Genomic DNA, 21,763 nt, shown 5'->3' with positions numbered 1-21,763 from the left:
CGACAGCGGCGTGCCATGAGCGCCTGCGCGCACGCCAGGGCCTGCTAACCTGCAGCGCACCCTTTGTGCTGTGAGCTCGCGCCATGATCCTGATCCTGCTGCCCCACGCCGACTACGACCCCAGCGAAAGCAGCCTGCCGTGGCAGGCCGCCAGGGACGCGGGTTTTGCCGCACAATTCGCCACGCCCCTGGGGTTTGTGGCCTATGCCGACTCGCGCCTGGTGAGCCTGGGCTTCGGCCCGCTCAATCCGCTGTTGATGACCCCGGCCGCAGACCTTGAGCGCTACCACAGCATGACCCGCGATCCGGCGTTTCTCAGCCCCCTGAACTATGCCCAAGTCGATCCGCAAGCCTTCGAGGGCCTGCTGATTCCGGGCGGGCATGCCCGGGGCATGCGCAGCCTGCTGGAGTCTGCCGACGTGAGGCGGATCATCCTGGCGTTCTTCAAGGCCGACAAACCCGTGGCCGCGGTGTGTCACGGCCCACTCGCGCTGGCCCGTTGCATCGACCCCGAAAGCGGGCGCTCGGTGCTCTACGGGCGCAAGGTCACCGCCCTGCTCGCCGGGCCCATGGAGTTGGCGGCCTGGATCGTCACCGCGCCGTGGCTGGGGCGCTATTACCGCACCTACGACCACAGCGTCGAGCAAGAGATCAAACAGGTACTGGCCAGCCCGGCGGACTTTCTTTCCGGACCCTGGCTGCCACGCCGAGACTCGGCGCAGCATCCCGAGCGCGGCTTTGTGGTCCGTGACCGCAATCTATTGACTGCGCGCTGGCCGGGGGACTGTCACCGCTTTGCCAATGAATGGGTCACCCTGCTGCAGCAGGCCCGCGACGCCCAGGTTCAACCGGCGCTCGCTGACCCGGCTTGAAGCCGTCACTGCATGCACGGCAAACCATCCCGGCCGCCAATGGGTTCGATCCTCAGGAAGCCAGGGGCTTGTTCAACTCACCGATCTTCTCCAGCCGCGCGCGCACGATGTTGCGGCTGATGTTCAGCAAGCGCCCGGTCTGCAACTGATTGCCGTGGCAGTAGCGGTAAGCCTCACGGAAAATCGTCTCTTCGATGTGTTCGTACAGGTCCGGAATGTTCTGTTCGAACAGCGCCTGCAGCGCCCGCCCCAGGTCCGCCGGAGCGGCCGGGAGCGACGCTGACGGCGGCGCCTGTTCCTGGCGGATGCCGGAAGAACGCATGTCCACCAAGTGCAGATCGCCGGGAGCGACCCGCTGCTGGCGGCACACCAGCAAGGCGTGGTGAATGGCATTTTCCAGCTCACGGATGTTGCCCGGCCAGCTGTGTTCCAGCAGCTTGCGTTCGGCCTCTTCGGTCAGCGAGGCACGGTTGTAGCCCAGGCGCTGGCAGTGTTCCTCAAGGAAGAATTCGGCCAGGGGCAGGATGTCCCCCGGGCGCTCGCGCAACGGCGGCAGGCGAATGGTGGCCACGTGCAGGCGGTAGAACAGGTCCTCACGAAAATGCCCGGCCACCACCGCATCGGCGAGGTTGACGTTGGTGGCCGCCACCAGCCGTACATTGATCGGGATCGGCGTGCGCGAGCCCAGGCGCACCACCTCCCGCTCCTGCAGCACTCGCAGCAGCTTGACCTGCATGTTCAGCGGCAGGTCACCGATCTCGTCGAGAAACAGCGTGCCGCCGTTGGCCGCTTCGAACCAGCCGGCCTTGTGGGTAGTGGCGCCGGTAAAGGCGCCTTTCTCATGGCCGAAAAGCTCGCTTTCCACCAGGGTTTCGGCAAAGGCCCCGCAGTTCACCGCGACAAAGGGCTCGCGCCCGCGGCGACTCAAATGATGGATGTGCCGGGCCACCAGTTCCTTGCCGGTGCCGGTCTCGCCAATGATCAGGGTATTGGCCTCACTGGGGGCCAGGCGCTCGATGCGACTGAGCAACTCCTGGGAGCGCGGGTCCTTGAACACCAGAACGGTGGCCCGTACCGACTTGGTCAATTCGCGGGCGTTTGGATGAGTGATCAGCGACATGGTGCATTCCTGGCAGTAAAAGCGCGGGTTCAATAGTGCACGAAGATATTTAGACTAAATAATTATTAATTAATCTTTAGATATTCCTTTTACGAATATAAGCAGTGACTGTTCCTGCCCTGCTGCTGGAGCAGCAATCGGCCAGCACCTGGCTGTTCGCAGATCAGCAACAGAGGCCTTCGACACACCTCCCCGCCCCTTCTAAAACCCTTGTCCTGCAAGGCCTGCAGCGATTTTTCCGCGCCCTGGCATGCATTCTGCTCTCACCCTGCCAACACCGGCCCCTACGCCGCAGCAACCCACCCCCCTGTAGGCGCTGGCTTGCCAGCGAAGGCACCCGCAAGGGCAACGCAAGGCTCAAGGGCCTCTTCGCCGGCAAGCCGGCTCCTACAGGAAACACCGCGATATCCGCCGTAGGAGCTGGCTTGCCAGCGAAGGTGTCCGCCAGGGCAACACAAGGCCCAAGGGCGCAGGCCGAGATTCGCTGGGGCGATGAAGGCAAACATTTTTAGGGAGAGTGCAATGCAAGCTTTATGGCGCAACACCCTGGCCGCATTGGCCGCGCTGCTGATCAGTGTCACCGCCCTGGCCAATCCGGCTCCGACCGCGGTGAAGATCGCCATCGTCGCCTTTACCCAAGGCGGCAAGCCGGTGTTCGGCGGGATTGCCGGGCGGGTCATCGAGGACGGCTGGCTGGAGCAGCAATTGAGCCAGCGCGGGATCACGCTGCAGTGGATCGCCCTGCCCCACGCCGGCGCCGGGCCACAGATCAACGAAGGTTTCAGCAACAACAGCATCGACTTCGCCGTGCGCGGCGACCTGCCCTCGGTGATCGCCGGTGCCGGCGGTGTGCCGGGCAAGCTGATCGTGCCCGGCGGCAGTGGCAACAATATCTATCTGGTGGTGCCGGCGAACTCCACGGCCAAGAGCATCGAGGACCTCAAGGGCCAGCGCCTGGCCCTGCATCGCGGCCGGCCCTGGGAGTTTGCCTTCAGCAACTTCCTGGCCAGCAAGGGCTTGAAGCTCGACGACTTCAAGATCGCCAACCTCAACCCCCAGGTCGGCGCGGCGGCGGTGTCCGCCGGCAAGGTCGACGCGGCGGTGCTGCTCAGTGAGGCCTACGCCCTGGAAGACAAGGGCGTGGGGAAGATCATCTGGTCCACCAAGCAAGGAGCCAACGACTGGCGCCTGGTCTCCGACCTCTGGGGCACCGACAGCTTCATCGAACAGCACCCGGAAGTTACCCAACTGCTGGCCACCGCCTGGGTCAAGGCGGCCTGGTGGATTTCCCAGGAACAGAACCAGGACGCCTATTACCAGCTGTCCTCCCGGGCCGGCACTGCCGAGAGCGTGCTGCGCCGCGACGACCAGGGCGACCCGGTGACGTGGAAGGAACGCTGGGCGCCGAAAAGCGACCAGCAGCTCAAGGCCCACTACCAGGCGCTGAGCACCTATGCCCTGGACAACCAGTTGATCCGCACGCCCTACGACATCACCCCGGCCCTGGCCACCGGTTTCACCAACCAGGCGCTGATCGACTTGCACCTCGCTGACTACTGGCCCGCCCTGCGCGGCCAGGTCACCACCCTTCCTTGAACCCTGAGTACGAGTCTTCTTGATGAAACTGTCCGCAAAATTCGCCTTCGGCCTGAGTGTCCTGGCTGTCTCCCTGTCGGCCCTGGCCGGCCCGACCTACGCACCCAAGCCCGACCCGTTGCAGGGCGACGGCCGGGTCTCGGTCTTCTACACCTGGCAGGACGCGATTCCCGCCACCCCGGGCAAGCTGCTGCGCAGCGAGCCCCTGGAAGCGACCCTGAGCCTGCCCAACGCAGCCAGTGCGCAACGGATTCTTTACAGCTCCACCGACGGCATCGATGGCAAGACCCCGGTGGTGGTCTCCGGCACCCTGTTCCTGCCCAAGGGCAAGGCTCCGGCCGGCGGCTGGCCGGTGGCGTCCTGGGGGCACGGCACCGTGGGCGTGGCGGATGTCTGCGCACCCTCCTGGCAGGGCCGCTCCTACCGTGACGTGCAGTACCTGAGCCGCTGGCTGGACGAAGGCTTTGCCATTGTCGCCAGCGATTACCAGGGCCTGGGCGTGCCCGGCGGCCATCCGCTGCTGAACAACCGCATGGCCGCCTACGGCATTCTCGACGCCGCCAAAGCGGTGGTTGCCGAGGTGCCCGGGCTGGCCAACAAGGTGCTGATCGTCGGCCAGTCCCAGGGCGGTGCCGGCGCCTTCGCCTCGGCCGCCTACGCCTCCACCTACGCACCGGAGCTGGGGGTCAAGGGCAGCATCGGCACCGGGGTGATCTACACCATCGGCGCGAAAAATGTCGGCGAACAGGACCCGAACAAGGTCGACGCCTCCCTGGCCTACGGCTTCTACACCCTATTGGCCGCCCAGCAGTACGACCCGAGCATCAACCCCAAGGACTTCTATACCGACAAGGCCCTGCCGCTGTTCGAACAGGCCCGTACCAGTTGCCTGGCGTCCCTGGTCAGCGACGTGGTGGGGGTCGGCCTGACCCCGGCCAACGCCAAGAAGGACTATCAGGGCAGCCAACTGGCGGCCTGGCAGAAACAAGTGTCCTACCCGACCCTGAAAACCGCCCAGCCGGTGTTCATCGGCACCGGTGCCGAGGACAAGACCCCGGCCGCCGCGACCCAGGTGGCGCTGATGCAGGACGCCTGCAAGGCCGGCTCGCTGGTCGAGGGCCACCTGTACAAGGGCCTGGGCCACAGCGAAACAGTGAATGCCTCGCTCAAGGACTCAGTGCCCTTCGCCCACAAGGTCATCAACGGCCAAGCCATTACCCCCATCTGCAACCCCAGCGTGCAATAGCCAGGAGGCCCTGCCATGAGCATCGAATTCTTTACCCGCCTGCCCCTGCACGGCGAAACCCAGTTCCTCCCCGGCGACCCGCGCAACCGCGGCGACTGGCACCGCGGCGGGCCCAGCACCGGCGCCGTCTCAAGCTTCAGCGTCGGTGATCACTTCACCTACATCGACTACCTCGGGCAGATCGCCCGTGCCGCTGAAATCAACGGTTTTGGCGGTGCGCTGATGGTCAACGCGCCCTCCGGCGAAGAGCCCTGGACCGTGTGCTCGCTGCTGGCCCGGGAAACCCGCACCCTGAAGTTCGTCACCGCCTTCCAGCCCTATCACTACACGCCATGGGTCGCGGTACAGCAAGCCGCCACCTACCAGCGCGCCACCGGCAACCGCCTGGTGTGGAACATCATCAACGGCGGCTCGGACGCGATTCAGCGCCAGGTCGGCGACTTCAGCGACCACGATGAGCGCTATGCCCGAGCCACCGAGTTCATGGACGTGGTCAAGGGCTACTGGCACAGCGAGAACTTCCACTACGAAGGCCGCTTCTACCGCGCCGAAGGCGGTGGCCTGCGCGGGCCGTTGAAGAAGGCCGAACTGCCGCTGATCTGCACCGCCGGCTCATCGATCGCCGCCCGCGAGTTCGCCGCCAAGCATGCCGACTTCTACCTGATGCGCGCCGAGCACCCGGACGAGATCGCCGCGCTGATCGCTGATATCCGCGAGCGGGCCCTCAAGTACGGGCGCCGCGACATCCGCTTCGGCCTGTCCATCGACGTCATCACTCGGGAAACCGAGGAACTGGCGCGCACCGAAGCCAAGCGTTTCTTCGACGAAGGTATCGCCAAGGGCGCGGTCAAGGCCGTGGCCGCTCATGCCGGGCTGCGCACTGCGCGCAAGCTCAGTTACGAAAACCAGTTCGCGCAGAAGAACGAGACCCAGGGTTTCGACGACTTCTTCATCCACCCCAATGTCTGGACCGGTTTCGGCTACATCGGCATTCCACCGGGTTGCGCCCTGGTGGGCAGCTACGAAAACGTCGTGGCGCGTATCCGCGAGTACCACGCCATCGGCATCGACCTGTTCTTCCTCGCCGGCTACCCGCACCTGGAAGAAGCCTACCGTCTGGGCGAGCACATCCTGCCGCACTTTCGCGCCGAGCGCGCCGCCTTGAGTCGTCAGCCGCAAGCGCCGCTGGAACTGCGCAGCGCCAACGGCCCGGCTGGAGCCTGATGTCATGAGCCAGGATTACTCGGGTTTCAGTCGCCGCCGCTTTCTGAGCCACAGCGCGCTGTTCGGCGGTGGCCTGCTGCTGGGCAGCGGCCTGCTGGCCGGTTGCGACGCGGACAATGCCAGCGCCCCTGGCACGCTCGCCAGCGATCAACCACGCTACGGCGGGCGCCTGCGCCTGGGCATTCTCGACGGCAACCAGAGCGGCAACCTGGATGCCCACAAGCCCATCGGCAGCGGCATCGTCCGAGGCTTTGCGCTGTACAGCAAACTCTGGGAATGGGACGAGCAGATGCAACCGCGCCTGGCCCTGGCCGAGTTCGCCGAACCCAATGCCGATGCCAGCAGCTGGACCCTGCGCCTGCGCCAGGGCCTGGAATTCCACCACGGCAAAAGCATCGACGCCGATGACCTGATCTTCTCCATCCGCCGCCTCACCGACCCGCAACTGGCCTCGCCCTATGCGGCGCTGCTGCACTGGGTCGATCGCGACAACCTGCAAAAGCTCGACGAGCGCACCGTGCGCCTGAGCTTTCGCGAGGGCCGCAGCTACATGCCGCTGGCGGAAACCTGGGTCAACTTCGGCGGCATCGTCCCGGTGGACTACCACCCGGTGACCAATCCGGTGGGCGCCGGCCCCTACAAGCTGAAAAGCTTCACTCCGGGGCAGCGCTCGCTGTTCACCCGCTTCGACAACTACTACAAGGACGGCCAGCCCTACGCCGACGAGCTGGAAATCATCGACTTCAAGGATCAGGTGGCACGCCTGGCAGCCCTGCGTTCCGGGCAGATCGACATGGCCAACGTGATGCCCACCGAACAACTGCAGGTGCTGCAGCGCGACCCTCGGGTACGGCTGTTGAAATCGGTGACCGGCAACTGGCTGTCGTTCGACATGAACCTGGACAAGCCGCCGTTCAACGATCCCCGGGTGCGTGAGGCGTTCCGCCTGCTGGCGGACCGCGAGGAACTGGTACGCCGCGCCCTCAATGGCCAGGGTCGGGTGGCCAACGACCTGTATGCCCCCAGCGACCCGACCTTCAACCACAGCCTGGGGCCGCGCGCCCACGACCCGCAGCGCGCCGCGCAACTGCTCAAGGAGGCCGGCCAGGAGAACCTGGAACTGGAATTGGTGACGACTCCCGGGCCGGGCCTGACCTCGGCCCTGGTCCTGGCGGAACAGGCCAAGCGCATTGGCGTGACCCTCAAGGTCAAGCAAGTGGACCTGGCGACCTTCCAGGGCCCACAGCGCAACGACTGGACCCTGAGCACCGGCGGCAGCATCGGCGCGCCCTTCCTGGCCAGCGCCATCCACACCGACGCGCCCTTTGCCGTATCCAACAAGACCCACTTCAACGATCCGCAATTCAGCGAAGTGTTTCTCGCCGCCATGGCCCAGCCCGACCTGCAACGGCGCACGGCCCTGGTACACCAGGCCCAGCAGATCCAGTACGAACGGGGCGGCATGCTGATCTGGGGCTACGCCGACCTGTTAGACAGCGTCTCCACCCGCGTGGGCGGTGCCCACGAAGAACAATCGCTGTTCAGCACCTGGCGTTTCGAAAGGTTGTGGCTCAACGACAGCGCCTGACCCACCGCCCACTGTAGGAGCTGGCTTGCCAGCGAAGGCGCCCGCAAGAGCACCGCCAACCTCCAGGCCCTCTTCGCCGGCAAGCCGGCTCCTACAAGGAACCACCGCAACCGCCACACAACCCGTAGGAGCTGGCTTGCCAGCGAAGGCGCCCGCAAGAGCACCGCGAGCCTCCAGGCCCTTTCGCCGGCAAGCCGGCTCCTACAAGGAACCACCGCAACCGCCACACAACCCGTAGGAGCTGGCTTGCCAGCGAAGGCGCCCACAAGAGCACCGCGAGCCTCCAGGCCCTTTCGCCGGTAAGCCGGCTCCTACAAGGAACCACCGCAACCGCCACACAACCCGTAGGAGCTGGCTTGCCAGCGAAGGCGCCCGCAAGAGCACCGCGAGCCTCCAGGCCCTTTCGCCGGCAAGCCGGCTCCTGCAGAACACCCATGCGATTCAATATGAGGCTCATGTGCCATGCCCTCCAACGCCTTCGCTCGCCCCGCATTCGGCCCGGCCCTGGCCGTAGTGATGTTTTCTCCCCTGGCCTCGCCGCTGTGCGCCGCCGATACCCAGCTGCAAACCGTCACCGTCCAGGCCAGCAGCAGCCAGTCCGACGACGATGCCCTGCCCACCCGGCCGCCGACTTCGGTATATGGCGGCACCGAAACCAAGGTGCTCGATACGCCACGTTCGGTGACCCAGATCAACGCCGAGCAACTGGCCAACGACCCGATCCGCAGCGCCGACGATCTGGTCAAGTACGCCCCGGGCATCACCCGCGGTGGCGGGCAGAACGCCGGCATCGCCCCGCAGTTCCGCGCCCAGGGCTCGGAGGTATTCCAGGACGGCCAGCGTGCCTACGGTGTGCGCCATCCGGCCAACTTCAACGCCTACGAGGGGGCGGATATCGTCGCCGGCCCTTCCTCGGTGACCTATGGCTCGGTGTCCGGCAGCGGCGGCTACGTCAACTACCTGAGCAAGAAACCCAACTTCAGCGAATTCAAGACCCGTCTGAGCGGCGAGCTCGGTGCCTGGGTGCCGGACGGCCAGTCCCGGGACTCGCGCAAGTTCAGCATCGACAACACCGGCCCCCTGAGCGACCAGCTGGCCTACCGGGTCAGCATCACCCAGCAGCGCCAGCAGGACTACTACGACAACGTCGACAACAACTTCGATGCCTTCTACGGCGCCCTGGCCTGGCGCAACGACAACCTGCGGGTGGACTGGAACGCCAGCTACGACAACTACTACGACTACAACATCACCCATGGCTGGAACCGCGCCACCCAGCAACTGGTGGACAACGGCCAGTACTACGCCGGGCGCGCCACGCCGATCATCCAGAACGGCAACAGCCTGTGGTCGCCAGTGCTGGCCTCCGGCGCCGCCAATGCCCCGACCCTGGGCTGGGTGGAGCGCCAGCGCAACGCCCTGGGCCAGTACAGCGTGGTCGACGGCAGCTTCCAGGCCGCCTCGCCCAACACCCAGGCCAGCCCCGGCACCCTGCGTGGCTGGGTCTATGACCCGAGCCTGGCGGGCAACGGCCTGACCTCCCTGTCGCCCCAGGTCGGTCAGCGCGGCGAAGACCAGAGCAGCTCGCGGCGCTTCACCAGCCAGTTGCGGGTCGAGGCCGATCTGTCCCCGACGATCACCCTGGCCAACAGCACCTTCTACCAGCGCTCCAGGGACTTGACCGACGCCGTCGGCGCCTTCCAGGTGCAATCCAAGGACAACCTGCTGGACAACCGTTTCGAGTTCCGTTCACGCAATGAAACCCGGCTCGGCGACCTGACCCTGCGCGACGACAGCAACAGTGGGTTGATCTACCGCCGCGAGTTCAACCAGTCGATCGCCGCCAACAACCACTTCGGCTCCACCATCAACGCCTACGACCTGACCCAGGACCCCTCGGGCAAGAACCCCGGCGACCTGCTGGGGCTGACCGGCAGCAACCCCGCCGGCGGCAACGGCGCCTGGATCGGTCAGCCCGGGGTCCCCCAATATTCCAACTATTACGGCTGGCTCAACCTGGCGGCCATGTACCCCGCCGGCCACGGCCTGTATGCCGAATCGGTGGCGCCCTACACTGCCGAAAGCACCTGGACCACCAAGACCCTGTTCAGCCAGCACAACCTGCGCCTGGGCGACCGAGTGGGCCTGAACATCGGCGCCAGCCGCAGCTGGATCGATGCCGAAATCGACAACCCCTTCGTCCTTGCCGGTGGCAACGACCGCCGCGACAGCCATAACTATCGGCTGTTCGCCTTCCAGGTCAGCCCCTACGTCAAGCCCACCGAGAACAGCACCCTGTACTACACCTTCGACCGCTCCCTGGCGGTCAACACCGGGTTCTTCTCCAACGGCCTGGGCTGGGGCAGCGGCAGTGGCGCCAACCAGCTCAACCCCCTGGCCTTCCAGAGCCTCAGCGTGCTGCATGAAGTGGGGCTGAAAGTCGAAGCCGTGCCCGACCAGCTGTTCATGACCCTGGCGGCGTTCAAGCAGGCCCGGGACCAGTCTCCGGACAGCAACAACAACATCGCCCGGCTGATCATCAAGGGCACCGAAGCGACCCTGCGCTACCAGCCGGACAACCACCTGCGCAGCGGCCTGAACCTGTCCAGGCTCAGCGCCTACAACGAATTCACCTCCCAGGCCGGCTTCGCTTCAGCCGGGTTCATCGCCGACAACGGCACGCTATTCGGCGACAACAACAGCCTCAACCGACGGCCGTCCGGGCGCTTCGACGCCGTGCAGATTCCCGAATACACCGCCAGCGGCTACCTCGACTACCGCTTCGATTCCGGCTTTGGTGCCGAACTCTCCGGCTGGTGGACCAGCAGCTGGTACCTGAACCTGAGCAAGACCGTGAAGATCCCCGACGAATACAACCTCGACCTGGCCCTCTACTACCGCCAGCCCCAGTGGAGCACCACCTTGCGCGTGCTCAACCTGACCAACGAGTTGAACTTCGTCAGCGGCCTGGCCGGCTCCACCAACACCTTCCTGCAGCCCATGCCCGGACGCACCGTGCTGGCCCAGATGGATTACCAGTTCTAACCCCCCTTCCCCCCAACTTTCGCCCCAGGAGCCTGCACATGAGCATCGAATTCGTCGGCATGATCTTCCCCCGTCAATGGTCCGAAACCCGCGGCGTGCGCAGCCCGGACTTCGACCTGGAATTCATCCGCCAGCACGCCCGCGCCCATGAACACGCCGGTTTTGACCGGGTACTGATCGCCAGCGGCCCGGGCAGCGCCGACAGCCTGCAGATTGCCGCCTATGCCGCCGCCCACACCGAGCGCCTGGGCTTCATGATCGCCCACCGCCCGGCCCTCAGCGCCCCCACCGTCGCCGCCCGGGCCTTTGCCACCCTGGATCACACCACCGGTGGCGGACGTATCCGCCTGCACGCCATTACCGGCATCACCGCCGAGCCTCAGGAAGGCGACACCTTGCTGGACAAGACCGAACGCTACAAACGCACCGACGAATACCTGGAGATCGTCCGTCGCACCTGGACCGCCGAGGAACCCTTCGACTTCGAGGGCCGCTACTTCAGCATCAAGGGCGCCTTCTCCCCGGTGAAACCCCTGCAACAGCCGCACATTCCGATTTCCTTCGGCGGCTCCTCCGACATCGCCTACCAGATCGCGGTCAAGCACGCCGACCTCTATGCCCTGTGGGGCGAACCCCTGGACGGGGTAGCCGAACAGATCGGCAAACTGAAGGCCGCCGCCAGCGCCGCAGGCGTGACCGCGCCCAGGGTCAGCCTCTCGGTACGGCTGATCCTGGGTGCCACCGAAGAACTGGCCTGGCAACGCGCCGAACAGATCCTCGCGCAGATCCAGGCCAACCCGCAGTTCGCCGCCGGCAGCCCCTGGCAGAAACGCCTCAAGGGCACCGGTTCCGAACGCCTGCTGGCGGCTGCGGCCCGCGGCGACCGCCACGACCGCGCCCTGTGGATGCCCACTGCCACCGCCGTGGGCGCCTACGGCGACACCACCGCCCTGGTCGGCACCCCCGAGACCGTGGCCCAGGCCCTGCTGGACTATGTCGACCTTGGAGTCACCACCTTCCTCAACCGGGGTTACGACCCTTATTACGACACCATCGACTATGGCCGCTGGATCATCCCCGCCGTCCGCGAAGCCGCCGCCCGCCGCCGCGCGCCCCACCCATCCGTGTAGGAGCTGGCATGCCAGCGAAGGCGTCCGCAAGAGCAGCACAAGGCTCAGGGGCCTCTTCGCCGGCAAGCCGGCTCCTACACACAAAAACCGCGCGCTACGCAGAACCCGTTGGAGCTGGCTTGCCAGCGAAGGCGTCCGCAAGGGCAGCACAAGGCTCAGGGACCTCTTCGCCGGCAAGCCGGCTCCTACACACAAAAACCGCGTGCTACACAGAACCCGTAGGAGCTGGCTTGCCAGCGAAGGCGTCCGCAAGGGCAGCGCAAGGCTCAGGGGCCTCTTCGCCGGCAAGCCAGATGGCATCCCAGAGGGGGTAGTCGTGCACGCGGGTGACGAGGCCGGCGCGGATCGGGTTGGCAATGAGGTAACGGGCAACCACGCGCAGGTTTTCTTCGCGACGCAGGGCCCGGTCGTGGTAACCCTTTTGCCAAAGCCGACCGCTACGTTGCAGGTGGGCGTTGATCTCCCGTGCGCTGGAGGATTTGATCCGCCGTATCAGGGCCGACAATGAGCAACCGCCCAGCTCCAGCAGCCAGTGAAGATGATCCGGCATCACCACCCAGGCCAGGGAATGGGCCAACCCTTGCAGCTCGGCTTGACGCAGTTGCTGCACCACCAGACGGCCGATGCGCCAATCGTCGAAGAGCCGTTCACGACAGTGGGTCACCGCGGTGAGCAGGTAGATCTGACCGGTTTGCGAGTAGCGCCCGGTGCGCAGCCGGTTGCCGTGAAAACGCTGGGACATTGCGTTGCCCTCCGAATGCCGGGTTCACACTGGAAGGCTAAAGCGTGGGGACGATTGCGACGGCGGATTGTGGATCGGGGTGTGTCTCGGGCGCCCTCTTCGCCGGCAAGCCGGCTCCTACGGGTGCGCGCAGGCCTTGTAGGAGCTGGCTTGCCAGCGAAGACGGTGCAATTGCCGCAGAAGATGTCGCCGTCAGCCCAGCCGCGGCGAGTTCTCCAGCAGGGTCCGGGTGTAGGCATGTTCGGGCCGGTCCAGCACCTGATCCAGCGTGCCCTGCTCCACCACCCGTCCCTGCTTGAGCACCAGCACTCGGTCGGCAATGGCCCGCACCACGCCCAAGTCATGGGTGACGAACAGCAGGGTCAAACCTTCTTCCTGCAGTTGCCGCAACAAGGCCAGGATCGACGCCTGCACCGACACATCCAGGGCCGAGGTGACTTCATCGCAGATCAACAGTTTCGGTTCGCAGATCAACGCCCGGGCAATCGCCACCCGTTGGCGTTCGCCCCCCGACAGGCTGTGGGGATACTGGTCCGCCAGGGCCGGCGACAGCGACACCCGCTGCAACACCGCGTCCACTCGGGCCCGGGCCTCGGCGCCCTTGATCGCGAAAAAGTGCTCCAGGGGCGCACTCAGGGTCTGGTACAGCGTGTGCCGCGGGTTCAGCGCCCGGTACGGGTTCTGGAAGATGTACTGGATCTGATGCCGCAAGCCTTTCTCTCGCTGGCGCGCCGACAGGCTCAAGGGGCGGCCGGCATAACGCACCCGGCCTTCGGCATTGTCGCCCAGTCCGGCCAGGGCACGGGCCAGGCTGGTCTTGCCGGAGCCGGACTCGCCCACCAGGGCCAGGCACTCTCCAGGCGCCACCTGCAGTGACACATCAAAGAGCACCTGACGGTCGTAGGCCAGGTTCAGGTCTTCGACCTCCAGCAGGGGCACGAGCCCGGCTCCGGGCGCCAACTGCAGCGCAGGCGCGGACACGGGTACAGGCTCCGGCAGTGCCTGCCGATGCGGATCGACGCAGGCCACCTGAACCTCAGGCGCAAGGGCGCGCAATGGCGGTTCGAGCACGCTGCATTGCGGGCCACGACGCGGACACCGGGGTGCGAAAGCGCAGCCCTGGGGCCGCTGGCCCGGGGCCGGGGCCTGCCCGGGGATCGCCAGCAATGGCCGGCGCTGGCCGACGTCGGGAATCGCCGCCAGCAAGCCCCGGGTGTAGGGATGGGCCGGCTGGCGAAACAGCGCCTCGCGGGATGCGCTTTCGACGATCCGCCCGGCATACATCACCAGCACCCGGTCCACCAGATCCTTGATCACCGCCAGGTCATGGGAGACGTAGATCGCCGCCACCCCCTGGCTTTTGCACAGCTGGCGCAGGGTCGCCAGGATGTGCGCCTGGGTGGTCACATCCAGGGCCGTGGTGGGTTCGTCCAGGACAATCAGCCTGGGCCGCAAGACAAAGGCCAGGGCCAGCATTACCCGTTGCTGCTGGCCACCGGAGAGTTGATGAGGAAAGCGCCGTAGGAACTCGGGGTCCGCCGGCAGCCCTACCTGTTCCAGGGTGTCGACGATGCGCTGGTGTTGCGCCGTCGCCGCCAGGCGCACCTGATGCACGGCCAGGGTTTCGCGCAGCAGGCTGCCGATGCGCAGGGCGGGGTTCAAGGCGGTGGCCGGGTCCTGGGCAACGTAGCCGATCAGGCTGCCCCGGGCCCGGCGCAGGGCCTCGCCGGTAAGCTCCAGCAAGGACTCCCCGGCCACGTCGACCCGGCCGCCGACGATACGCGCACCCTGGCGAGCATGGGCCAGCAGCGCCGTGGCCAGGGTCGTCTTGCCCGATCCCGACTCTCCCACCAGACCGAGAATCTCCCCGGTGACCACACTGAAGGACACCCCGGACAGCACATCGACCTCGGGCGTCAATTCCACCCGCAGGTCACGGACCTGCAGCACCCGGACATCCCGGGCAATTTCCGCGACCGCGTTCATGGGCGTTTCTCCCCGATCCGCGACTGACTGCGACCAATGCCCTCGGCGAGGATATTGGTGCCGTAGGCGAAGATGCCGATCAGCACCGCCGGGGCCAGTACCGCCCAGGGCTGCACCAGCAGGCCGGCCTGGTTTTCATTGATCATCAGCCCCCAGTCGGCGTCCGGCGGCGCCACCCCATAACCGAGGAAGCTCAGGCCCGAGAGCATGCCCACCCCCCAGGTCAGCATGTTGCCCAAGTGCACCAGCAAGGGCGTGAGGATGTTGGGCAGGATCTCGCGCAACAAAATCCGCCAGCGTGAATACCCCATCATCTGCGCCGCCTCGACGAACTCCTGGCCGGCCACCGCCACCGCGCTGCCACGCGCCAGGCGCACCACCCCGGGGGTGAAGGCAATGGCCACGGTGAGCACGATCAGCCAGGGCGCACGCCCCAGCATGGAGACGATCAGCAGCACCAGGATCAGGTCGGGAAAGGCCAGGGACACATCCGCCAGCCAACTGATCAGTTGATCCAGGCGGCGCCGCGACAGCCCCGCCAGCAACCCCAGTGCGCCGCCCAGCAGCAAGGCGATGGACGCTGCCGCCAGGGACATCCACAACACTGACAGACCACCGCTGAGCAGGCGCGACAGCACGTCATGGCCAAGAAAGTCGTAGCCGAGCCAGGCGCCGGCGTCGGGGGCGCCGTAGACCGGGCCCAGCATGTCGGTGCTGCCCCTGGGCGCCAGCCAGGGCCCTAGCAATGCCAGCAGCACCACCAGCAAGGTGATCAGGGCGCCCTTGCGGGTTTGCGATTCGGCCAGCCACAGGCGCCAGCGGGAAGTACGGAAATCACTCATGCATCGGTTCTCATGCCGCAGGTTCAGGGGGCCTTGGGCGCCGAGCGACGCCACCAAGGCTGGATGCCGCGCCGGTTGCGGCGGATCAGGCCGACCCGCCTCGCCGTGCGCAGTTTGGGGGTCAGCAATACCGTGGCCAGGTCCGCCAGCAGATTGATCAGCACCACCCCCAGGGTGATCACCAGCACGATGGCCTGGATCATCGGCAGGTCGCGCATCTGGATCGCCGCGTTCAGCGAGGTGCCGATGCCCGGGTAGCTGAACACCACTTCCGCCAACAGGGCCCCGCCAATCAGGGTGCGCAGGGTCAGGGCCAGGCCCTGGATCGCCGGCACCAGGGCATTGGGCAAGGTGTGGCGCCAGACGATGCGCCACTGCGGGATGCCCCGCAGCCGCGCGGCAATCACATAGTCGGACTCCAGGGCCTCGATCATCGCCGCACGCACCATGCGTGTCAGGTAGGGCAAGGCCGACAGCGCCAGGGCCAGCACTGGCAGCACCAGGAACTGCAACTGCCGCCACAGCGGCAACTGGGGATCGAGGATCGACACCGCCGGCAGCAGGTCCATGTGGGGCATGGAGAACAGCAGCACCAGGCCAATGGCCAGGAGAAAACCCGGCGTCGCCTTGAGAAAGATCAGCAGCGACAGGCTCCAGCGATCCAGGCGACTGTCCCGGCGCAGGGCCAGGGTCACCCCCAACGCCAGGGCCACGGGCACCACCAGCACGACGACCCCGGCCAACAGCGCCAGGGTGTAGCCCAGCCGGGCAAAAAGGATCTCGGCCACGGGGGCGCTGGAATCCAGGGATTGGCCCAGGTCACCGGCCAGGGTCTGCCCCAGCCAGCGCAGGTATTGCTCCAGCAGCGGCCGGTCCAGCCCCAGTTGCCGTTGCAGGGTGAGGATGCTCTCCAGGGGCGCGTCCGGACCGAGGATCACCCGCGCCGGGTCCGAGGGCAGTGCCTGGGTGGCGACGAACACCACCAGGCTGATGACCCAGGCCGTGAGCAGGCCATAGCCCAGGCGACCGATAAACCAGGACAGCCAGGCTGGCGTTCTGGAGGTTTTTGCGCAGGGTTCAGACATGGTTCAACCACAACTCGTCAAAGCGCCAGGAGGCGAAGGTGGTCTGTTCCGGCACCAGGCCGCCGACCCGCACCGAGGCGGCGTCCAGCACATCATTGAAGCCCCAGATCAGCAGGCCGCCGCGCTGGTGCTGGATGGCCTGGGCCTGGTGCACCAGTGGCTTGCGCAATTCCAGGTCGGGCTGGGCCAGGGCTTGCTGGTACAGCTCGGTGAAACGCGGATCATGGAAATTGCTGCGGTTGTAGATGGCCTGGGGCGCATCGTTGTGCAACGCCGAGGCGAGAAAGCCTCGGGCTGGTGTGGCCCCGGGCGACAGCAGCCAGTTCTCCCGCTGGGGGCCGTTGAATACCGAGCCGTCGACCTGGGTCACCTTGATCTCGACCCCGGCCTTCTTCGCCTGCTGGGCGAACACCAGGGCCGCATTGACACCAGCACCCGGGGTGCTGGTCAGCTCCACCCGCAGATCGCTGTGCCCGGCCTGACGCAACAAGGAACGGGCCTGGTCCAGGTCGTAGGGGCGCTGGGCAATGCCGTGGTTGTAGGTGGGATCGTGGGGCGAATACAGGTCATTGGCGACCCGCCCGAAACCGTTGAGGCCGCGATCCACCAGTTCCTGGCGGTCGGCCAGCAGGCGAAACGCCTGGCGCACTCGCTCATCCTGGAACGGCGCCTTGGCCAGATTGAGGTTGAAGCCGGTGAACGAGGTGCTCGGCGAGGCATAGAACCTGAGCCGCGGATCGGCCTTGAGCAGCGCGCTGTGCTCGGCCTGGACCCCGCTGGCTACATCGATCTGCCCGGCACGCAGTGCCGCCGCCCGGGAGACCTGATCCTTGAACTCGATGATTTCCAGTTCATCGGCATAGGGCTGTCCCGGCTTGTAGTAATTCTCGAAACGGCTGTACAGCGAGCGTTGCCCGGGAATGAAGCGCTTGAGCCTGTAGGGACCGGCTCCCACCGGGTTGGTCACCGGGTGATAGTCGGTGGGCACGATGCCGCCGAAGCTGATCAGGGTCTCGTCCAGGGGAAAGAAGCTCTGGCCCTGCTTGAAGCGAATCTCGATGGTGCGCTCGTCCAGCTTGCGCAAGGCCTGGCGGTCGATGGCCCCCACCAGCCCGGCAAAGGGTGAAGCCAGCTGCGGATCGGTCAGGCGCAGGATGGAAAACAGCATGTCGTCGGCGCCGATGCTCTTGCCGTGGTGAAACTCCAGCCCCGGCTTGATGCGGATGGTCCAGGCGCTGGCATCGGCATTGGGCTCGGCAAACTCCGCCAGGGCCAGGCGGGTACTGACGTCCGGGTTCCACTCCCAGAACTTGCTGTACAGCGCCCAGCCACGAATGATCCCGCCGCCCACGGGTTTGTGCGCATCGAGGTTGCCGGACTGGTCGCCATCGATGATCCCCACCCGCAGGCGCCCGCCGCGCACCGGGGTGCTGGACGCCAGCGCCGCACCGTTCACCGCCACGCCACTGTCGCAGCCGCCGAGCAGGCCCGTGCCCAGCAACAGGCCGCCACCGACAGCCAGGGAGTTGCCGAGAAATACCCGGCGGGAAAACACCTCGCTCATGGCTCGCTCCTCAGGCCTGCTCAGTGGCAGTGGCTGGCTGGCGGGCCGCCGCGACGGCCCCCAGGCGCGGCACCTCGAAACCGTGATCCAGGTCCAGCAGCGGGAACAGCAGGTCCGCCACTCGATGGGCCTCGTCGATCAGCGGAAAGCCCGAGAGAATGAAGGCCGAGGTGCCCTGCTCTTCGTATTCGCGAATACGCTCGGCCACCTGCTCGGCACTGCCCACCAGGTAGGTGCCCGCGGCCGGACCGAGGATGTTGAAACCGAACAGACTCGGACCAAGCCAGACATTGGGGTAGATCTCCAGGTCCCGGGCCTTGGGCAGGCGGCCGGCGCGGATGGCCTCGACATTGCGCTGGATCTGCGGGTCGTCGCTGTGGAAGCTGTCCAGGGTTTCTCCGGGTGGCAACTGGCGCTCGATGGAGGCCCGGGCAGTCTGCAACGAGGTGCGCTGCAGCAGTTTCTCGGCGTGGGCCCAGGCCTCCTCCTCGGTTTCCCGGACGATGATCTGCAGGCGCGTGCCGAAGCTCAGCTCGCGGCCGATCTTCGCCGCCTCGGCAGCCACCTGGCGGAATTTTTCGCCGAGTTTCGGCGGCGTGTTGGCAAAGCTCAGGTACACGTCCAGCAACTGCACCGAATGGGCCACTCCCGGGCCGGAGGTGCCGGCGCCCCACAGGGGAATGCCGGGGACCTGCCGCGGCGCGTGCCAGCCGCCCAGGGGATGGCTGGCCGCCGCCGGGGAACGCGGTGCCAGCTTGACGTAGCGACCGTCATAGCCAGCAGTGTCGCCGGCATAGAAGCCCTGGAAGGCCCGCCAGTACTCCAGGCTGAAGTCATAACGCTCATCATGGGGATAGTGCACCCCCAGCGTGGCCAGCCCGGCATCGCTGCCGTTGACCACGTTGAACAGCAAGCGGCCGTTGGAGAACTGATCGAAGGTCAGCGCCCATTTGGCCAGCACCGCCGGTGACAGCTCCCCCGGATGCTGGGCCACCAGAAAGCGCAAGCGCTGGGTGGCATCGATCAGCGCCGCCGAGACCGCCAGGCTTTCATTGGGGCTCGAGCCCAGCAGCGAGCCGTAGTAACCCAGGCGATCACTGGCCACCGCCAGCTGCTTGAGGTGCTCGAAATCGGTGTTCCAGCGTCCTTCGGGCTCCCAGGGATAGGGGCCATCGGGTGTAGTGAGGTACCAGAGAATCTTGACGGCCATGTGCCTGTTCCTTGAATGTTTGAACGCCTTTAGCGCCTGGGCATTGCCCTTGCGTTGCCCTGACGGACGCCTTCGCTGGCAAGCCAGCTCCTACAGCTGGCGCGATACCGGCAGTGCTTGTGTAGGAGCCGGCTTGCCGGCGAAGAGGCCCTCGGGTCTTGCATCGCTCTTGCGGACGCCTTCGCTGGCAAGCCAGCTCCTACAGCAGTCAGATAAGTCCCGCAGGAGCCCGGCGCGATCCCGCGGGGCGGCGGGTCAGGTGCGGCGGTCGATGGCGGGCACCAGGCCCAGCTCGGTGGCGCGCTCGTAGAGGCCGCTCATCTTCCATTGCTGGGTCAAGACCCCCGGGCCGTAAGGCCGAGAGCCGCCCAAGGCATCGGCCAGCAGTTGCAGTTGCGCGCCCTCTTCCAGCAACAGGATGAATTCCGCCGTGGCCCGCAGGCCTTGCTTGCCCCACACGGTAGAGCCGCCGTTGGCTTCGAGAATCGCCAGGTTGAAGGGGTTCTGGGCAATGCTGTCGAGGATGAAGTCCACCTCGGGCTGGCGTCGGTCGATGTACACCGGCAGTTCCCGGGCCAGCTGGTAGCGCTGCACCGGTACGTAGTGGAACGGCAAGGTCCGGTGGGTCTGGGCCCAGGCTCCCAGGTACGGCGAATGCACGTGGGACACGGTGGTGATGTCGGGGTGTTGCTGGAACAGTTTGGTGTAGCGACCGAGGCCGCCCTTGCCCTGGCCGAGGATGACCTTGCCGACAAAGTCGGTGACCGTGGCCTGCAACGGTTTGCGGTAGTTCCACGGGCCGCCGTAGTTCACCGAGACCAGCAGCTCCTGGCCCGGCACCCGCTCGATGAAGCCCACGGTGCCGTTGGCGGTGATGGTCTGGGTTTCGCGGAACACGGTGAACGCCTGTTCGGCCTCCAGCAGCACCTGATCGATGAAGGCCTGCAGTTCCTGGGTAATGGGGGTTTCGTTGATCAATACAGTCATGGCAATTCTCCGGGTTCAGGCGCGGCGCTGGGCCAGCAGTTCATGGGCGGCGTGCAAGGGGCGTGGGTCGACCCAATCGGCGATGGCGAAATCCCGTTCCAGGAAGCCATGGCGATAGAGGAAGTTTTTCTGGATATCGAGGAACTCCAGGCGCTGGGGCGACAGGTCGGGAGCCAGGGTGGTGTGGAAATCGCCGCGATAGGCTTGGGCGACGCCGGCGCTGCCGGCACGGGTTTCCTCTTCAAGAATGGCGTTCAGCGCCGGGCGGTTCTGCGCCGCCCATTCGGCGGCGCGCAGGGTCTGGGCGAGAAAGCGCACCACCAGATCGAAGTGGTTGTCCAGCAGGCTTTGGTGCACGGTGATCGGTCGCGGCGTGCCGTTGTTGATGCGGTAGCGCGGCTCGGCGATCTGATCCAGATCGATGCCCACCACCAGCCCCAGGCGCCGCGCCGCATCGGCGGCGGCAGCGCCCTTGACGTAGACCGCATCCACCTCGCCGCGCACCAGGTAGTCCAGGCCGGACCACAGGCGCTGCAAACCTTCCTGGGGAGTCGCCGCACGTTCCTGATCCTGCAGCGCCACCTCCACCAGCTCGACATCATCGAAACCCAGGCCCGCCAGGCTCAGCGCGCCTTTGTAACCATGCAGGCTCATGGCCCGGGCAATGCTGCCCGGACGATTCTCGCCCCAGGCCGGCAGGGCCAGGCGCTTGCCCTTGAGATCCTCGGGGCGGCGGATACCGGAGTCGGGGCGCACCAGCAGGGTCTGCCATTCCTCGATCCAGGTCAGACCGATCAGTCGGCTAGGGGAACCGGCGGCGCGGGCGGCCAGGGCCGGGACGTTGCCGCCCTCGCGAAACAGCCCGGGCAACTGGTGATCGTAGTGGTGATGGCCCAGCTGCCGGGCTTCCTGCAGAGTCGCGACCGGCAGGCCGTCGGCAGCGAATTCCTCGCTGAGCCAGCCCAGCTTGTAGGCGATCCCGGAAGCGGTGGGCACCGGGCAGCGGGTGAACCAGATCTGCTCCAGCCGAGGCTGGGCAGCGGATAAGGGTAAAGAGGCAGCAAGCGTCATGGACCGGTTCCTGTGCAATGGCAGTTGCCGGAGCCATTGCAGCGCCCGTGCCAACCGGGCAAAGCCCCGGATTCCGGGGCCTGGGCCGCTGTCGGCGAAAGCCGCGCGATGCCAATTGCTGCCCGACCAGCAGCATTGCGCGGCGACTGCTGCTGTTGGAGCAACGGGCCGACGGGCATTGCTGCTGGAGCAGCAACAGACGTTTTAGCGCCAGCTGCACCCCCGTCTGCAAGCCCTGCTACACAGGGCCTGCAACGGATTTTCAGCACACTGAAAAGGCCCTGGCGCAGAACTTGCTCAAGCCCCTCAAGCACGCCCCCTTCTTCGTAGGATCAGGTCAATGCATACACCCTCTGTAGGAGCTGGCTTGCCAGCGAAGGCGTCACCAGGACTGGCGCCAGGCTCAAGGGCTCCTTCGCCGGTAAGCCGGCTCCTACGGATCAGGCCGATACACA

Annotated in this window: 15 protein-coding genes and 1 pseudogene; 7 read left to right on the top strand and 9 right to left on the bottom strand. The window is 66.1% G+C overall.

The window, feature by feature from the left end:
• Nucleotides 1-83 precede the first annotated feature (83 nt).
• Entirely contained in the window at nt 84-872 is a 789-nt protein-coding gene (locus P7C00_RS15770; RefSeq protein ID WP_346632919.1) for a type 1 glutamine amidotransferase domain-containing protein, read from the top strand.
• A 52-nt stretch (nt 873-924) separates the two neighbouring features.
• Here the strand turns inward: P7C00_RS15770 and P7C00_RS15765 are convergent, their stop codons facing one another.
• The gene (locus P7C00_RS15765) at nt 925-1,992 is read right to left on the bottom strand and encodes a sigma-54 dependent transcriptional regulator (protein ID WP_346632918.1); all 1,068 of its coding nucleotides are present in this window, start codon (nt 1,990-1,992) and stop codon (nt 925-927) included.
• 522 nt (nt 1,993-2,514) lie between these two features.
• Between P7C00_RS15765 and P7C00_RS15760 the strand changes: the two genes are divergently transcribed.
• From P7C00_RS15760 to P7C00_RS15735, 6 genes are all read left to right on the top strand, one after another.
• A complete protein-coding gene (locus P7C00_RS15760; RefSeq protein WP_346632917.1) occupies nt 2,515-3,588 on the top strand; it encodes an ABC transporter substrate-binding protein in 1,074 nt (357 codons plus the stop codon).
• A gap of 22 nt (nt 3,589-3,610) precedes the next feature.
• Nucleotides 3,611-4,834, top strand: coding sequence for a lipase family protein (locus P7C00_RS15755; RefSeq protein ID WP_404939841.1), 1,224 nt, complete (start codon nt 3,611-3,613; stop codon nt 4,832-4,834).
• Between the two features lie 15 nt (nt 4,835-4,849).
• The gene (locus P7C00_RS15750; RefSeq protein WP_346632915.1) at nt 4,850-6,058 is read left to right on the top strand and encodes an LLM class flavin-dependent oxidoreductase; all 1,209 of its coding nucleotides are present in this window, start codon (nt 4,850-4,852) and stop codon (nt 6,056-6,058) included.
• A 4-nt stretch (nt 6,059-6,062) separates the two neighbouring features.
• A complete protein-coding gene (locus P7C00_RS15745) occupies nt 6,063-7,646 on the top strand; it encodes an ABC transporter substrate-binding protein (RefSeq protein WP_404939839.1) in 1,584 nt (527 codons plus the stop codon).
• 462 nt (nt 7,647-8,108) lie between these two features.
• Nucleotides 8,109-10,691, top strand: coding sequence for a TonB-dependent receptor plug domain-containing protein (locus P7C00_RS15740; RefSeq protein ID WP_404939837.1), 2,583 nt, complete (start codon nt 8,109-8,111; stop codon nt 10,689-10,691).
• A 38-nt stretch (nt 10,692-10,729) separates the two neighbouring features.
• Nucleotides 10,730-11,821 (top strand): LLM class flavin-dependent oxidoreductase, encoded by a 1,092-nt coding sequence (locus P7C00_RS15735; RefSeq protein WP_404939835.1) that lies wholly within the window; start codon nt 10,730-10,732, stop codon nt 11,819-11,821.
• Nucleotides 11,822-12,107: 286 nt separating this feature from the next.
• Here the strand turns inward: P7C00_RS15735 and P7C00_RS15730 are convergent.
• From P7C00_RS15730 to P7C00_RS15695, 8 genes and pseudogenes are all read right to left on the bottom strand, one after another.
• Nucleotides 12,108-12,563, bottom strand: a pseudogene (locus P7C00_RS15730) (REP-associated tyrosine transposase); the annotation flags it as partial.
• Between the two features lie 192 nt (nt 12,564-12,755).
• Complete coding sequence (locus P7C00_RS15725) at nt 12,756-14,549, bottom strand: dipeptide ABC transporter ATP-binding protein (RefSeq protein WP_404939833.1); 1,794 nt, start codon at nt 14,547-14,549, stop codon at nt 12,756-12,758.
• Nucleotides 14,546-15,391, bottom strand: a complete 846-nt coding sequence (locus tag P7C00_RS15720) for an ABC transporter permease (protein ID WP_404939831.1) — start codon at nt 15,389-15,391, stop codon at nt 14,546-14,548. The genes P7C00_RS15725 and P7C00_RS15720 overlap by 4 nt, the downstream gene beginning before the upstream one ends.
• Before the next feature lie 23 nt (nt 15,392-15,414).
• Nucleotides 15,415-16,476, bottom strand: coding sequence for an ABC transporter permease (locus tag P7C00_RS15715; RefSeq protein ID WP_346632909.1), 1,062 nt, complete (start codon nt 16,474-16,476; stop codon nt 15,415-15,417).
• On the bottom strand, nt 16,469-18,040 hold the full coding sequence (locus P7C00_RS15710; protein ID WP_404939829.1) for an ABC transporter substrate-binding protein: 1,572 nt from the start codon (nt 18,038-18,040) through the stop codon (nt 16,469-16,471). Before P7C00_RS15710 ends, P7C00_RS15715 begins: the two co-directional genes overlap by 8 nt.
• A 10-nt stretch (nt 18,041-18,050) precedes the next feature.
• Nucleotides 18,051-19,250 carry an LLM class flavin-dependent oxidoreductase gene (locus P7C00_RS15705; RefSeq protein ID WP_346632907.1) on the bottom strand — a complete coding sequence of 400 codons (1,200 nt, stop codon included), beginning with the start codon at nt 19,248-19,250 and terminating at the stop codon, nt 18,051-18,053.
• Nucleotides 19,251-19,505: 255 nt separating this feature from the next.
• Nucleotides 19,506-20,237: a class II aldolase/adducin family protein gene (locus P7C00_RS15700; protein ID WP_404939827.1), complete on the bottom strand. Its 732-nt coding sequence runs from the start codon at nt 20,235-20,237 to the stop codon at nt 19,506-19,508.
• Between the two features lie 15 nt (nt 20,238-20,252).
• Nucleotides 20,253-21,308, bottom strand: a complete 1,056-nt coding sequence (locus P7C00_RS15695) for an ABC transporter substrate-binding protein (RefSeq protein ID WP_346632905.1) — start codon at nt 21,306-21,308, stop codon at nt 20,253-20,255.
• Nucleotides 21,309-21,763: the final 455 nt, after the last annotated feature.

It is taken from the genome of Pseudomonas sp. JDS08PS003, from assembly GCF_045013505.1.
Lineage (GTDB): Bacteria > Pseudomonadota > Gammaproteobacteria > Pseudomonadales > Pseudomonadaceae > Aquipseudomonas > Aquipseudomonas protegens_B.
This window is presented reverse-complemented; position numbering and strand designations above follow the sequence as displayed.

Coding starts and splice junctions, on each gene's coding strand:
- P7C00_RS15770 (WP_346632919.1), top strand. CDS start 84: ATGATCCTGATCCTGCTGCCCCACGCCGACTACGACCCCAGCGAAAGC.
- P7C00_RS15700 (WP_404939827.1), bottom strand. CDS start 20,237: ATGACTGTATTGATCAACGAAACCCCCATTACCCAGGAACTGCAGGCC.
- P7C00_RS15720 (WP_404939831.1), bottom strand. CDS start 15,391: ATGAGTGATTTCCGTACTTCCCGCTGGCGCCTGTGGCTGGCCGAATCG.
- P7C00_RS15745 (WP_404939839.1), top strand. CDS start 6,063: ATGAGCCAGGATTACTCGGGTTTCAGTCGCCGCCGCTTTCTGAGCCAC.
- P7C00_RS15765 (WP_346632918.1), bottom strand. CDS start 1,992: ATGTCGCTGATCACTCATCCAAACGCCCGCGAATTGACCAAGTCGGTA.
- P7C00_RS15715 (WP_346632909.1), bottom strand. CDS start 16,476: ATGTCTGAACCCTGCGCAAAAACCTCCAGAACGCCAGCCTGGCTGTCC.
- P7C00_RS15705 (WP_346632907.1), bottom strand. CDS start 19,250: ATGGCCGTCAAGATTCTCTGGTACCTCACTACACCCGATGGCCCCTAT.
- P7C00_RS15740 (WP_404939837.1), top strand. CDS start 8,109: ATGCCCTCCAACGCCTTCGCTCGCCCCGCATTCGGCCCGGCCCTGGCC.
- P7C00_RS15725 (WP_404939833.1), bottom strand. CDS start 14,549: ATGAACGCGGTCGCGGAAATTGCCCGGGATGTCCGGGTGCTGCAGGTC.
- P7C00_RS15695 (WP_346632905.1), bottom strand. CDS start 21,308: ATGACGCTTGCTGCCTCTTTACCCTTATCCGCTGCCCAGCCTCGGCTG.
- P7C00_RS15735 (WP_404939835.1), top strand. CDS start 10,730: ATGAGCATCGAATTCGTCGGCATGATCTTCCCCCGTCAATGGTCCGAA.
- P7C00_RS15760 (WP_346632917.1), top strand. CDS start 2,515: ATGCAAGCTTTATGGCGCAACACCCTGGCCGCATTGGCCGCGCTGCTG.
- P7C00_RS15710 (WP_404939829.1), bottom strand. CDS start 18,040: ATGAGCGAGGTGTTTTCCCGCCGGGTATTTCTCGGCAACTCCCTGGCT.
- P7C00_RS15750 (WP_346632915.1), top strand. CDS start 4,850: ATGAGCATCGAATTCTTTACCCGCCTGCCCCTGCACGGCGAAACCCAG.
- P7C00_RS15755 (WP_404939841.1), top strand. CDS start 3,611: ATGAAACTGTCCGCAAAATTCGCCTTCGGCCTGAGTGTCCTGGCTGTC.